At 39.3% G+C, this 13,375-nt stretch carries 13 protein-coding genes; 5 read left to right on the plus strand and 8 right to left on the minus strand.

Features of this window, described 5'->3' with window-relative positions; all coding sequences use genetic code 11:
* Positions 1-213: 213 nt before the first annotated feature.
* Both J0X13_RS05410 and J0X13_RS05415 read right to left on the minus strand, forming a co-directional pair.
* Positions 214-855 carry a DUF8845 family protein gene (locus J0X13_RS05410; protein ID WP_207070415.1) on the minus strand — a complete coding sequence of 214 codons (642 nt, stop codon included), beginning with the start codon at positions 853-855 and terminating at the stop codon, positions 214-216.
* A 109-nt stretch (positions 856-964) separates the two neighbouring features.
* Positions 965-2,137: a proline dehydrogenase family protein gene (locus J0X13_RS05415; protein WP_207070416.1), complete on the minus strand. Its 1,173-nt coding sequence runs from the start codon at positions 2,135-2,137 to the stop codon at positions 965-967.
* A gap of 91 nt (positions 2,138-2,228) precedes the next feature.
* Here J0X13_RS05415 and aroB point away from each other — a divergent pair, with 91 nt between their 5' ends.
* Complete coding sequence (gene aroB / locus J0X13_RS05420; protein WP_207070417.1) at positions 2,229-3,284, plus strand: 3-dehydroquinate synthase; 1,056 nt, start codon at positions 2,229-2,231, stop codon at positions 3,282-3,284.
* Between the two features lie 94 nt (positions 3,285-3,378).
* Positions 3,379-3,705: a hypothetical protein gene (locus J0X13_RS05425; protein ID WP_207070418.1), complete on the plus strand. Its 327-nt coding sequence runs from the start codon at positions 3,379-3,381 to the stop codon at positions 3,703-3,705.
* A 1-nt stretch (position 3,706) separates the two neighbouring features.
* On the opposite strand, the gene J0X13_RS05430 is transcribed toward J0X13_RS05425, so the two are convergent.
* The 3 genes from J0X13_RS05430 to J0X13_RS05440 form a co-directional block, all read right to left on the minus strand.
* On the minus strand, positions 3,707-4,225 hold the full coding sequence (locus tag J0X13_RS05430; RefSeq protein ID WP_207070419.1) for a DinB family protein: 519 nt from the start codon (positions 4,223-4,225) through the stop codon (positions 3,707-3,709).
* A 12-nt stretch (positions 4,226-4,237) separates the two neighbouring features.
* A complete protein-coding gene (locus tag J0X13_RS05435) occupies positions 4,238-4,717 on the minus strand; it encodes an Lrp/AsnC family transcriptional regulator (protein WP_108246105.1) in 480 nt (159 codons plus the stop codon).
* Positions 4,718-4,816: 99 nt separating this feature from the next.
* Complete coding sequence (locus J0X13_RS05440) at positions 4,817-5,917, minus strand: M14 family metallopeptidase (RefSeq protein WP_242535618.1); 1,101 nt, start codon at positions 5,915-5,917, stop codon at positions 4,817-4,819.
* 285 nt (positions 5,918-6,202) lie between these two features.
* Here J0X13_RS05440 and J0X13_RS05445 point away from each other — a divergent pair, with 285 nt between their 5' ends.
* The 3 genes from J0X13_RS05445 to J0X13_RS05455 are packed head-to-tail and all read left to right on the plus strand — an operon-like array spanning position 6,203 to position 7,823.
* Complete coding sequence (locus J0X13_RS05445) at positions 6,203-6,592, plus strand: helix-turn-helix transcriptional regulator (protein ID WP_207070420.1); 390 nt, start codon at positions 6,203-6,205, stop codon at positions 6,590-6,592.
* Positions 6,593-6,624: 32 nt separating this feature from the next.
* Positions 6,625-7,002 (plus strand): DNA topoisomerase IV, encoded by a 378-nt coding sequence (locus J0X13_RS05450; RefSeq protein WP_207070421.1) that lies wholly within the window; start codon positions 6,625-6,627, stop codon positions 7,000-7,002.
* 2 nt (positions 7,003-7,004) lie between these two features.
* A complete protein-coding gene (locus tag J0X13_RS05455) occupies positions 7,005-7,823 on the plus strand; it encodes a TerC family protein (protein WP_207070422.1) in 819 nt (272 codons plus the stop codon).
* Here J0X13_RS05455 and J0X13_RS05460 read toward each other — a convergent pair.
* The 3 genes from J0X13_RS05460 to J0X13_RS05470 form a co-directional block, all read right to left on the minus strand.
* Positions 7,820-8,782 carry a sterol desaturase family protein gene (locus J0X13_RS05460; protein WP_207070423.1) on the minus strand — a complete coding sequence of 321 codons (963 nt, stop codon included), beginning with the start codon at positions 8,780-8,782 and terminating at the stop codon, positions 7,820-7,822. The genes J0X13_RS05455 and J0X13_RS05460 overlap by 4 nt on opposite strands.
* A gap of 70 nt (positions 8,783-8,852) precedes the next feature.
* Positions 8,853-11,480, minus strand: a complete 2,628-nt coding sequence (locus J0X13_RS05465; protein ID WP_207070424.1) for a DNA gyrase/topoisomerase IV subunit A — start codon at positions 11,478-11,480, stop codon at positions 8,853-8,855.
* A gap of 15 nt (positions 11,481-11,495) precedes the next feature.
* Positions 11,496-13,364 carry a DNA topoisomerase IV subunit B gene (locus J0X13_RS05470; protein WP_207070425.1) on the minus strand — a complete coding sequence of 623 codons (1,869 nt, stop codon included), beginning with the start codon at positions 13,362-13,364 and terminating at the stop codon, positions 11,496-11,498.
* Positions 13,365-13,375: the final 11 nt, after the last annotated feature.

Below are 13,375 nucleotides of genomic sequence, written 5' to 3' on the forward strand. Positions count from 1 at the left end.
CCAAGCCATCCATCAATTTTTACGAAGTAAACCATTCATGCTGCATTACATTTCTTGTAGTAAGTGAAGTAAAATCTTCACAATTGTTAACCTACAAAGTTTATGTATTATGGCAGCACTTGCTAAAAAAGTAGTTGATGTCCTGATTGACATCATTGACGTTTTAATTTAAACCAAACGTATTTGTGAAAAGGCCGGATTACCTGGCCTTTTTTATTTTCGATCAATTAAATGTTTTAAATTCTGTGTCAAATCATCAAAATTTAAAATAAATCTGCCATAAATAAAGTTGTAAGCTCTATATACTAATAAGGTGAAAATTATAGCGAAGGTAGCACCAAAAAGTAGTAGTGCCAGATACATGAAACTCGATTCATTTTTTAAGATTCCCGCTATCTCTTCATTGTTGTTCAATTCCCAAATATAACTCATCAAGAATGTCAGGTTAAAGATAATTAGGTTAAATGTGATATACCCTTTGACCACTTTTTTCACTCTAAAAATTCTTGTGATTAAGTTTAGAATATTATTAGTTGTATTAATTGATTTGAAGCTCCAAAAGAACAAGGCAAGAAATGCAATTAGAACGACAAAATTTAATTTTTCAATATAAATCAATGGTTGAAAATCAAGAAAGGATTGTGGCGTAAATTCTTGAAAGAAGTACTGTAGCCCTATTGCTGCCACTCCCCAGAGTGAAAATTCTATTAGAGAATATCGGAAAAGTTTTTTTGTAATGGTTTTGGCCGTAATTATTGATTTAAGCCCTTTAATCTCTTTTATAGAAGATGCGTTTTTCTGTTCTAAGTCAAAATCTATTTTTTGCCAGTTTTTTTTAAGTAGGTCCAATTCCATATGGGCATGTTTATCCCATTGGTATATAATTTCTCCCAATTGTTACATAAATCTTAAAGAAAAATTGGCATGATCATTTTTTATAGGTCTGACAGTGAAGATATTGCTATCAATCCGCCAACTTCCTCCGTTTCCGTTCTTTGGTGATCAGGGCAAGCTCACGAGACGTTTGTCCGGCCACCGAAGTGTTTTCCTCTGCCCTTCTAATCAGGTAGGGCATTACATCACGAACTGGTCCGTAAGGCAAATATTTAACGGAGTTGTATCCGCTGGCCGCTAAATTATAGGTGATATGGTCACTCATACCGAACAATTGACCAAACCATATTCTTTCATCGTTGGCAGGCAGGCCGTATTTTTCCATCAAATCGATCAACCTATAAGTGCTTTGTTCGTTATGCGTGCCAGAGAAGATGACGAATTCATCCAAATGCTCCATCATATAATCCAATGAAGCATTGAAGTTTTCATCGGTCAAGCTTTTGTTTGCACATATCGGAGTCTCATATTCTTTGTCTTCGGCTCTTTCGTTCTCTTTTTCCATATATGCACCCCTAACCACTTTCGCTCCTATTTTAAAGCCTTCATCAACAGCTAATTTGTAGAGCTTTTTAATATAATCCATCCGGTCCCAACGATACATTTGAAAGGTATTGAACACAACAGCCTTCTCCTTGTTGTATTTTCGCATCATATCCAGTACCAGGTCGTCCGCGGCATCCTGCATCCAACTCTCTTCTGCATCTATCAATAGAGAAACATCTAGGTCATGTGCTTTTTTACAGACCTTTTCAAACCGATTGACAATCCTATCCCACTCTCCTTTTTCTTTTTCAGTAAGTTCGCTGCCTGCGGTGACTTTCTCAAATATCTTAAAACGCCCAAAGCCCGTAGGTTTAAAAACAGCAAAGGGCATGGCATCTTTTTCCTTGACAAAATCGAGTATGTCCAAAGTCTTTTCCATGGCAAAATCAAACTGATTGTCCACCTCTTTTCCTTCGGCCGAATAGTCTAAAATCGAATATACACCGTTACCGTACATATTATCAATTATGGGAAGGCAATCTTTCTCACTTACCCCACCACAGAAATGGTCGAATACAGTGGCCCTGATCAAACCCTCTACGGGTAAGTGTGCCTTAATGGCAAAATTGGTCACCGCTGCCCCAATACGGACCAAGGGTTCCATGGAAATCATTTTAAAAAGAAAATAGGCTCGCTCCAACTGGGAGTCCGACTTAAGCTCAAATGCTATTGCAGTATTCTCAAAATTTGGTCGCATTCTTAAATATCCATTAAAGATTCAAAGATAAGTACGCAAACTAGAACCTTATATATAAAAATAGTCTTTATTTAGCAGTGTAATTAAATTTATGGAATCGGTTAAATCACAGTCTTACGACGTACATATTAACGAATTGGCAGAAGCCTCTCTAAACCAACATGTTGCCAATAGGGATTACTCCAAAATATTTGTGTTGGTGGATGAGAACACCAAAACGCATTGTTTGCCAAAATTTGAAAAAATATTTCAGCACCCCATTGATGCCATTTTGGAAATTCAGTCCGGAGAAGAGAACAAGCATATCCATACCTGTTTACAGCTCTGGGAAGATTTGTCCAATTTAGGAGGGGACCGAAAAAGTTTATTGCTCAACCTAGGAGGTGGTGTACTGACCGATATGGGAGGTTTTGTGGCTTCTACCTTTAAACGAGGAATCGATTTTATCAATATCCCCACTACCCTACTATCTATGGTAGATGCCTCCATTGGTGGAAAAACCGGCGTTGACCTCGGTTCGTTAAAGAACCAGATTGGGGTAATCAACCAACCAGAAATGGTATTGATTTTCCCTGAATTCCTGAAAACACTAGATCAACGGCAAGTAATCAGTGGATATGCAGAAATGTTGAAGCACGGACTTATCCAAGACAAAGAATATTGGGAAGATTTAACTGAAAAAGGAGGTTTTACGGATGCGTCCTGCATTCAAAGGTCTATAGCCATAAAGAACAAGGTGGTTCTGCAAGACCCTACCGAAAAAGGACTGCGTAAAATCTTAAACTTTGGCCATACGCTTGGCCATGCCATTGAGTCCTATTGTTTGGACAATCCCGACAAAAAAACTTTGCTGCACGGAGAGGCCATCGCTGCCGGAATGGTTCTGGAAGGGTATTTATCGCATGAACTGCGAGGTCTGCCCAAATTGTCCCTTGACGAAATCAAAAAAGGCTTTTCAAAGTATTTTGACAAGGTAGACTTTACTACGGATGACATTGAAGCTATACTTCAACTACTGAAATACGACAAAAAAAATTCTCACGGTAATGTGAATTTTGTTTTGCTGCAATCCATTGGCGAAGCGGTTACCGATGTTAAAATTCCTGAAGAATTGTTTCATAAGGCATTCGCTTACTACAAAGAATAAACACTTCGCATACTTATTTTTTGCTTTTGCAACTCTAAGAGTCCATCAAATTCAAAAATTCCTAGTTTAGGAACACTATTAATAACTAACCATTATGAAACGAATTTTGATTGACTACAAAAAGTTGGACCACAAGGTGGCCGTTACATTAATTGACTCCTATCCAGATGGTTATGGTGATGACGACATGATTACCATTAAAAAGCCAAATGGTGAGGTAATCGAAGCTGTTGAAGTGAAAACGGCAGATACCATCTATCTGGTAAAGATCAGTAAGAGTCTTTCCAATTTTATGGCCAATTTCGAGGAGACCATAGAAAAGGAACTGGACAAGGCACTAGTTGCTTCTGATTTTGAGGGTGATTCTTTTGAAGGAATTGACTCCCCTGCTGAAGATATGGAGGAGGATAATCAATATTGATCTAGGCTAAATACCTTTCTTTTATAATTCGGACATGGTGCGCTTGGTGTCCGCTAATAATAAACCCTAGCGCTCGAACACTCATTTTTGAATCACTGGCCAAACCAATTCTTTTTATAGCTTCTTGGTCAAACGAATTAAAGAGTGCTATGGTGGAATCCCTCACCGCTTTATACTCTTGAACCAAAGAAGCTTTTGAACGGTTCGCTGCGTTGGAATAAGGAACATAATCATCTTGATCAAACCCAGGAAGTGGGGTTTTGTCATTTCTTGCAATACAAAGCGCACGGTATTGAAAAACCCTCTCGGTATCGATTACGTGGATCAATGCTTCCGCCAAGGACCATTTGCCCTTGGCGTAGGCATAATCAAGTTTTTGTTCGGGTATTTCTTTTAACAATGACAATAACTCGTCTTTACCCCTTACCAATTCCTCAATCAATTCCACATTGCCCAATGCCATGACATAGGTCTGGTAAAATGGGTTGTATTCAGAAGACGGTAGTTCTGAAAGTACCATAAAAAAGAAATATTATAGCTCGTTAAAGATGGTATGCATCAAACGTCTTTTATCGTTAATGCTTTCTTCCAAGGAGATCATTGTTTCTGTACGGCTGATACCTTCAATATCATCAATCTTGAAAATGATGTTTTTGGCATGTGTTGTATCCCTTGCCCTGATTTTACAGAAAATATTGAACTTGCCAGTTGTAATGTGAGCCACGGTCACGTATGGTATTTGGCTCAATCTTTCCAGTACAAATTTGGTCTGATGCGTTTTTTCCAAGAATATCCCAACATAGGCAATAAATGAATAGCCCAATTTGACATAGTCAAGAGTTAGGGAAGAACCTTTGATAATACCTGATTCTTCCATTTTTTTGACTCGGACATGAACCGTACCTGCGGAAATCAACAATTTTTTTGCAATATCCGTAAATGGAGTACGGGTATTATCGATTAACATGTCCAATATCTGGTGATCTATCTCGTCTAGCTTAACTTTGTTCATCACATTAAATTTAGCAGCAAAAGTAGTTAAAAAAGGAAATTTACGTAATAAAAATGGTTCTTTTTTAAATAAAATGCAAGAACTAAGAAAAAATGGTTCTTATTTATTGAAATTTAGAAGTAAATCTAGGATTTCTTTTTGTGAAGTTCTAAAGCCAAAATCCTTGTTATCAATACATTCTATGGTTTGGTGCCCATAAAACTCCTCAAGGGGCCCTATTTCCGCAATTTCGGGCTTAAAAGTAATTTTATCGCCATCCAACACTTCTTTATATCTGATGCCCACAGCATGTCCTGTTTCAATTTCAGGGTTTACAATTGTTGGATTGAGGATCAGAACATCAAAAAACAATTTTTGGTTGTTGGGAATGGAAAAGTAATCACCCGTCTTAAAACAATCTATTCTGTTTTCCACAATAGTTTTGAGCGCTTCTAAAAGCGACCAAAAGATATACTCCCTGGTTTTCTCGCGGCTATAATCCCCTGGATAATGACCCGACTCGAATAGAACAGTGGGGGCGCCGAATTTTTGAAAGGTATCCCCCACGCAATTGTCGTTAAACCCATCGTCGTACCTTCCCACCTGTCCGGGAATATGGTTTTGAAGCATGGAATCCATGGCAACGATCAACTTCATGGCGACTTCCCGGGTTGGAGTAATATGACGGTCTTTATTACTTGCCGGAGACAAAAAGGAAACTGTTGCCGGTTTGTTGGTCTTTCCCGCACTAAATAGTGTTCGTTGGTCATGTAGATTAAAGCAAAAGTCAGGTTCAAAGGATTCGAACAATTCTCGCAACGCCCTGCTTTCTGGTTGGCTCAAATTTTTTGCATCACGGTTCAAGTCTATTTTATTAATGTTCTCCCTGGTATATACAATCGCTCCATCGGGGTTTAATATAGGAACAATCATAAGTGTAGAATGCTTTAATATGTTTTTAGCCAGTGGTTCATTGGAACCAAGGAAGTTGAACATATCGCAAAGGGCCTTTGTAGTCGTGGACTCATTGCCGTGCATTTGAGACCACATGAGCACTTTTTTGTCGCCCGACCCTAATTTAAAAGCTTTAATTTCTACGCCGTTCACGGAATCACCTATAGGAATAGGGGCCGTGGATAGTTTGGATAAACAGGAACCAATGGATTCCATAGTAATATATCTTCCTTCAATAGATTTCTCCTTGTAAACGCTGTAGTCCATTATAAGATTCCCAATTAAAGTTTACAAAAGTAACCATAGTTGAATTTACAAATGTAACTGTTTTGTTATTCCGTTGATATACATTTGTAACGTTTTTTTATGTGTATACTACCTATCTCGGTACAATTGTCAATTAAATGATATTTATAAGTGTATATTACAGTATTTCAGTATATTAAGAGAGTATACTTGAATAAAAACTTCTAGATAATTTACTTTATTTATATTAAGGGTTATTATTTGGGATATTATTTTAATATCTTAGATGTATATAAATTTACATTTGTGAATAAAGGAATTGTATCGCGTATAGAGACCATTATAGAACATTTGGAATTGACTGTTTCTGCCTTTGCTGATGAAATCGGGGTGCAACGGTCGAGTATTTCCCATTTATTGAATGGCAGAAACAAACCCAGTTTGGATTTTGTGATGAAATTGGTCGAAACCTACCCTCAGGTAGATTTGTATTGGCTTTTAAAAGGAGAGGGTAGTTTTCCTAAGGAGGCAGGGAATGGAAATCAAACACCGGAGCCGCTGGAAAAAGAAATAGAGAGTCAAGAGAGAGCCCCTAAATTATTGAAGGAGGAAAAACACATGGAACAAGAACCTTATAAAATAGTGTTGTTTTATAAGGATGGTACTTTTAGAACATTCAATACTAAAAAGGATTGACCCTTTCCCCTACTTTCCGTTACTTTGCAAGTATGATAAAATATCTTTCTTCAGGGTTCATCACACTTTTATTTATAGCGTGCGGACAACCACCAGAGCGTAATTGCAAAGATTTTAAAACAGGTGAATTTTCATTCACGGCCACTATCAATGGCGAAGAGAAAGAAACTACGTTTTACAGGACCCTTGAATTGGAAGTGGATGAGTTTGAAGGAAAAAAAGACTCTTCTTCCATTCGTTGGATAAACGATTGCGAATACATTCTAAAAAACCTTAACCCAAAGAACAAGGCTGAAGAAAAACCTATCCATATTAAAATATTGACCACTAAGGATTCTTCCTATACTTTTGAATATAATGTAGTTGGCGATAATCGAAAATTTAAAGGTGTCGCCCATAAAATAGACTAGCCATGTTCGACATATTTGCAAGTCCAGATGCCTGGATGGCATTGCTGACCCTAACTTTCTTGGAAATCGTCTTAGGAATTGACAATATCATATTTATTTCCATTGCTGCGGGCAAGTTGGAAAAAAAAGACAGGAGAAAGGCAACAAATATCGGATTGGTCCTAGCCATGCTGTTACGAATTGTTCTATTGTTCGGGATTACATGGCTCACAAAAATGAAAAAACCATTTTTAGTGCTGAACGAATCTTGGTTGACCGGCGGTATAAGTTGGCAGGCGTTAATATTATTCGCAGGCGGGCTTTTCCTGCTCTATAAAAGTACTCGGGAAATCCATGAGAAGATTGAAGACCGTGGTCACGACGAGCGAGAAGTGAAAAAATCACGTTCTACCTCCTTGATGAATGCCATCGTACAGATTACGGTAATCAATATTGTGTTTTCTTTCGACTCCATTTTGACTGCTATTGGAATGACCAACGGGATTTCTCCAAATCCTACAGATGCATTGGTTTTGATGATAACGGCAGTGGTAATCTCCGTATTAATTATGATGTTGTTCGCTAACCCCGTAGGAGAATTTGTGAATCGTCACCCATCTATACAGGTATTGGGATTATCGTTTTTGATTCTGATAGGTTTTATGCTGATAGCGGAATCGGCACATTTATCTCATTTACAGGTTTTCGGAAACGAGGTTGGGGCCATACCAAAAGGCTACCTTTACTTCGCCATTGCCTTCTCCTTAATGGTTGAATTTTTGAACCTTAGAATGCAAAAAAATGTTCAAGAGAAAGAAGACCACTCCTTAAATGAGCACTAATTTGGCCTTTGATAGACCAGTTCAGGGCTAGCTTCCTTGTGTTTCTTGAATAACCTTTGTTGCTGCTTAACCGTTAATGTGCTTCCATCGTGGCTCCAACCAGGAGGGCCAAAGATGTACATTAATTTATGGGAGAGCTTTTTAGACTTTTTGACATCGTTCCAAATATCTTTAAACTCATGTGTTAGGATAACTATGGGATTGTAAGAGTTTGGAGCGTGGATCACTCCGTATTTGACATCGATATCATCATCCAACTCCTTCCAAGTACCGAACATTTTATCAAAAATATTCAAGAAACCACCATGGTTCTTATCCAAATACTCGACGTTTTGTGCGTGATGTACCTGGTGCATGGTGTGGGTGTTGAATATCTTTTCCAAAAAGCCAAGTTTTGGAACGTAAACAGTGTGCAATTGGAATTGCCACAAAGCTTCTATGCCCAAACAGACCAACACCATTTCTGGAGGAAATCCAATGGCCGGCATCCAAATGTAAAAGAAGGGTTTGTATAAAATAGTGAACCATCCGTTTCTGATAGCGGTCCCCAAATTAAAATTGTCGGAAGAATGATGTACAATATGTGCTGCCCACAAAATACGTACTTCGTGATTCGCTCTGTGGAACCAATAATACGTAAAATCATCGGCTAATTGGCAAATAATCCAAATATACCAGGCATAGCCAAAGGATTCGTATCCCAAAAAGTTTGTTCGTACTCCATCTACAACGGGATTGAAAAGTTCATACGTGCCTTCAAAAAGAAGAATGGCAAAAGCTACTTTGAACAAAGGTCCAAGAATTGCAGAACCAATCCCCATAAAACCACTAGCCGCTAAGTCCTTCCAATTATAAAGGTCGTTATGTTCATGGTCGTGGGTTTTGCTGTATGTTAATTCTAGAAGTATAAAGGCAATAAAAACTGGTACACCATACACCAGCGGGTTTGTAAAATCCATAAATATTTATATGTATTAAGCGGTCTGCTTTGGGTATTAAATCGATTTGGCAAATTAGCCATAAAAAGCTTTAAAACAAAGTTGTTTGATCAGAACTGTCATTCTTTGTTTCTATATCATCATTATCACTGTCTATCTGTTCTTCATCCACCACCTCAATATCCTCAGTTTTTTGTTTTTCGGGCTCTTCAAAGGGTAGGGACTCTAACGCATTGATGTTTTTGACTTTATCTGTTGTGAGCTGGTTTCCAATAGCTTTGATTCCTTTTACAGCTATAAAATCCTCTACGTTCACTTCAAGGTTCGGTTTTGGGTCCTTTCCGCGAGGCTTTACAAATTCAATTTCCAGCATGGGCCTCCAATCTGTGGACACAAACTCCAAATAAGATTTCGAATCCTCATCGATCACCACTTCTTCTTTGTTCGGGTTCTCGATTAAGAATCTTTTTAAGTAAAAGCGGTCTTTATCACCCACATAATGTACTACCGAGATGGGTTTCTTTGGGTTCCATTTTTCAAGCACGATCATATCATCATTAAAACGAGTGAGCAAATCGGGCGGAATTGTTTTCACGATTCCTTTTTGATCTATTACCAAAAGTAGATCGTCCCCTTTAAATTCACCCAGCAACTCCCCTCTTCCATCAACATTGAGGCGGCTCACCACATCGTCAAACCAAATTTTTCTAGGTTTCAATGTGGATACACCTTTCTCCTTGAGTTCAATGCGTTTAATGGCATATTTGGTCACTAAATTTCCTTTGGAACCTCTTCCTTTGATCAGAACATCGGAAAAATCAAGGTCCCATTTCAGTTTTTTAATGCTGCCCGATTGTCGCAACATAACGGTGACCACTTCTGCTTCTCCATTGGGATTCGCCGAGAAGTACAGCACTTCAGAGGAAGTTTTATCCCCTGCAAGCTGATATATTTTATCGCGGGTCATACTGGTGACATTGAAACGCTTTACGTAACTAGGTCCACCTTTCATGCTCTTGTAGATCATGTTATAGGTAGTCCGCTTATCTTTCTTTTTAAATACGGCGACATGGATAATGTTTTTGCCGACAAAAACTTTGGAATCCACTTTGGTGACCATCATATCCCCTTTTTTGGTAAATACAATAATGTCGTCTATGTCACTACAATCCGTTACGTATTCATCACGTTTTAACGAGGTTCCAATAAACCCTTCTTCACGATTTACATAAAGTTTGGTGTTTCTGATAACCACTTTAGTGGCCTCAATATCATCGAATATTTTTATTTCCGATTTACGCTCTCGTCCTGCTCCGTACTTCTTTTTGAGTTCCTTAAAATAGTTGATGGCAAAATCCACCAAATGCTCCAAGTGATGCTTGGTTTGGGCAATCCTATCTTCCAAACTTTCAATAAGTTGCTGTGCCTTGTCCAAATCAAACTTTGAAATACGCTTGATTCGGATTTCAGTCAACCGAACAATGTCATCCTTGGTCACCTCTCTTTTTAAATGGGAAATGTGTGGTTTCAACCCTTTGTCAATAGCTTCGATAACACCTTCCCAAGTTTCCTCTTCCTCTATTTCGCGATAAATCCTATTCTCGATAAAAATTCGTTCCAAGGAAGAAAAATGCCACTGTTCCTCGAGTTCATCCAATTGGATTTGAAGTTCTGCTTTAAGCAACTCTACCGTGTTGTCTGTAGATCTTTCGAGCATCTCCTTGATACCGATGAACAAAGGTTTGTTGTCCTCGATAACACAGCCTAATGGGGAAATGGAAGATTCACAAGCGGTGAATGCGTAAAGGGCATCAATCGTTTTGTCCGGAGAGATACCATTGGGCAAATGCACCAAAATTTCCACCTCGGCCGCCGTATTGTCCTCTATCCTTTTTATTTTGATTTTTCCCTTATCGTTAGCTTTTAAGATAGAATCAATTAAAGAGGAGGTGTTGGTGCCATAAGGTATTTCGTTGATGACCAAGGTATTTTTGTCCAAAGTCGATATTTTGGCCCTTACCCTGATCTTGCCGCCACGCATACCATCATTGTAATTGGTCACATCGATTATTCCCGCTGTGGGAAAATCTGGCACTAAGGTGAAACGCTTACCTTTTAGGTGTTTTATCGAGGCATCAATAAGTTCGTTGAAGTTGTGCGGCAAAATTTTTGTTGACAAACCTACCGCAATACCCTCTGCTCCTTGAGCGAGCAATAATGGGAATTTTACGGGAAGGTTAACGGGCTCCTTTTTTCTGCCGTCATAAGAAAGTTGCCACTCCGTAATTTTTGGACTGTACACCACTTCCAAGGCAAATTTGGACAATCTGGCCTCAATATAACGTGGTGCCGCGGCCCCATCACCAGTTAATATGTTTCCCCAGTTACCTTGGGTATCTATAAGCAAGTCCTTTTGACCAATTTGAACCATGGCATCTGCTATACTGGCATCGCCGTGCGGGTGGTACTGCATGGTATGCCCCACCACATTGGCCACTTTGTTGTAACGGCCATCGTCCAGTTCTTTCAGCGAGTGCATAATTCTGCGCTGTACGGGCTTGAACCCATCTTCGATAGCTGGTACGGCACGCTCCAGAATTACATAGGAAGCGTAATCCAAAAACCAATCCTTGTACATACCAGTAACCTTTACCAGGCTATCTTGGGACTCGTCTTGGTTTTCTAAACTTTCATCGTTCAGTTCTTCGTTCTCTTCCATTTAGAAAGGCGGCATTTATTTGGGTTGTAGTTGGTTTTCCTCAACAAGGTCAAGTTCCACTTTAAGGTTGTTGATGATGAATTCTTGTCTGTCCGGCGTATTTTTGCCCATATAAAATTTCAAAAGGGCATCTATGCTCATCGCTTTATCCAGCATCACGGGCTCCAAACGGATATCATCACCAATAAAGTTTTTAAACTCATCTGGGGAAATTTCACCCAATCCTTTAAATCGGGTAATTTCAGGTTTTCCGGAGAGTTTTTTAATGGCTTGTTTTCTTTCTTCATCACTATAGCAATAAATCGTCTCTTTTTTATTGCGCACCCTGAACAGTGGGGTTTGAAGAATATATAAATGATTTTCTTTGATCAATTCTGGGAAAAATTGCAAAAAGAAGGTTATCAGCAACAAACGGATATGCATTCCGTCCACATCGGCATCTGTTGCGATCACGATATTATTGTAGCGCAAGTCCTCCATCGAATCCTCAATGTTGAGCGCGGCCTGCAATAAATTGAACTCCTCGTTTTCGTAAACGATTTTTTTGGACATACCGTAGGAGTTCAATGGTTTTCCTCGTAAACTGAACACTGCTTGTGTGTTTACATCCCTGGATTTGGTAATGGAGCCAGATGCAGAATCCCCCTCGGTTATGAACAAGGTGGTTTCCAGACGACGGTCCTTTTTCATATCCTGCAGGTGGATACGACAATCTCTTAGCTTTTTATTGTGAAGGCTTGCTTTTTTGGCTCGGTCCCTTGCTAGCTTTCGAATGCCGGAGAGTTCCTTGCGTTCTTTCTCCGCCTGAACAATTTTCTTTTGCAACGCCTCGGCAGTTTGAGGGTTTTTATGAAGGTAATTGTCCAAATGTGTACCGATAAAATCGTTGATGTAGGTACGCACCGTTGGCAAATCCCCTCCCATATCAGTGGAACCCAATTTGGTTTTGGTCTGACTCTCGAACACGGGTTCCATTACTTTAATGGAAATTGCGGATATGATTGATTTTCTAACATCCGAAGCATCATAGTTTTTTCCGTAGAAATCACGGACGGTTTTTACAATGGCTTCTCTAAATGCAGATTGATGTGTACCTCCTTGTGTAGTATGTTGCCCGTTTACGAAGGAATGATATTCTTCACTATACTGGGTTTTACTGTGGGTCATCGCGACCTCGATATCATTTCCCTTTAGGTGAATGATGGGATAAAGAAAGTCCTCGTTATTATTGTTGTCTTCCAATAAATCCTTCAGGCCATTTTCCGAATGAAATTTTTCCCCATTGAAAACAATGGTCAAACCAGGATTTAGGTAGACATAGTTTTTGAGCATGCGTTCCACATACTCGTTCCTGTATTTATATTTTTTAAAGATGGATTCGTCAGGGGTAAAACTTACCTTGGTCCCCTTTCTTCGGGATGATTCCTCCAAAAGTTCCTCATTGACCAGATTACCCGTCTCAAATTCAGCAGACTTGGACTGTCCTTCCCGGTTGGATTCCACCCTAAAGTAGGTGGAGAGCGCATTCACAGCTTTGGTACCCACCCCATTCAATCCAACGGATTTTTTAAAAGCTCGGGTATCGTACTTGCCACCTGTGTTCATTTTGGAAACAACGTCCACCACTTTCCCAAGTGGAATACCACGGCCGTAGTCGCGAACATGGACGGTATTGTCCTTTATGTTGATTTCGATGGTCTTCCCCGCTCCCATCACAAATTCGTCGATGGAGTTGTCGAGCACTTCTTTTAAAAGAATATAAATACCATCATCTGCGGAGGAACCGTCTCCCAATTTTCCAATGTACATCCCTGGACGCATACGAATATGCTCCTTCCAGTCCAGCGAACGGATATTATCTTCAGTATATTGGGTATCTGCCATTAGTTAAGGGT

It is taken from the genome of [Muricauda] lutisoli (nom. illeg.), assembly GCF_017313105.1.
GTDB lineage: Bacteria > Bacteroidota > Bacteroidia > Flavobacteriales > Flavobacteriaceae > Flagellimonas > Flagellimonas lutisoli.

Bases quoted from the DNA above. Each gene is read 5' to 3' on its own strand.
- J0X13_RS05460 (WP_207070423.1), bottom strand. From the start codon at position 8,782: ATGGATTTTACAAACCCGCTGGTGTATGGTGTACCAGTTTTTATTGCC.
- J0X13_RS05435 (WP_108246105.1), bottom strand. From the start codon at position 4,717: ATGAACAAAGTTAAGCTAGACGAGATAGATCACCAGATATTGGACATG.
- J0X13_RS05465 (WP_207070424.1), bottom strand. From the start codon at position 11,480: ATGGAAGAGAACGAAGAACTGAACGATGAAAGTTTAGAAAACCAAGAC.
- J0X13_RS05455 (WP_207070422.1), top strand. From the start codon at position 7,005: ATGTTCGACATATTTGCAAGTCCAGATGCCTGGATGGCATTGCTGACC.
- J0X13_RS05425 (WP_207070418.1), top strand. From the start codon at position 3,379: ATGAAACGAATTTTGATTGACTACAAAAAGTTGGACCACAAGGTGGCC.
- J0X13_RS05415 (WP_207070416.1), bottom strand. From the start codon at position 2,137: ATGCGACCAAATTTTGAGAATACTGCAATAGCATTTGAGCTTAAGTCG.
- J0X13_RS05450 (WP_207070421.1), top strand. From the start codon at position 6,625: ATGATAAAATATCTTTCTTCAGGGTTCATCACACTTTTATTTATAGCG.
- J0X13_RS05440 (WP_242535618.1), bottom strand. From the start codon at position 5,917: ATGGACTACAGCGTTTACAAGGAGAAATCTATTGAAGGAAGATATATT.
- J0X13_RS05470 (WP_207070425.1), bottom strand. From the start codon at position 13,364: ATGGCAGATACCCAATATACTGAAGATAATATCCGTTCGCTGGACTGG.
- J0X13_RS05430 (WP_207070419.1), bottom strand. From the start codon at position 4,225: ATGGTACTTTCAGAACTACCGTCTTCTGAATACAACCCATTTTACCAG.
- aroB (WP_207070417.1), top strand. From the start codon at position 2,229: ATGGAATCGGTTAAATCACAGTCTTACGACGTACATATTAACGAATTG.
- J0X13_RS05410 (WP_207070415.1), bottom strand. From the start codon at position 855: ATGGAATTGGACCTACTTAAAAAAAACTGGCAAAAAATAGATTTTGAC.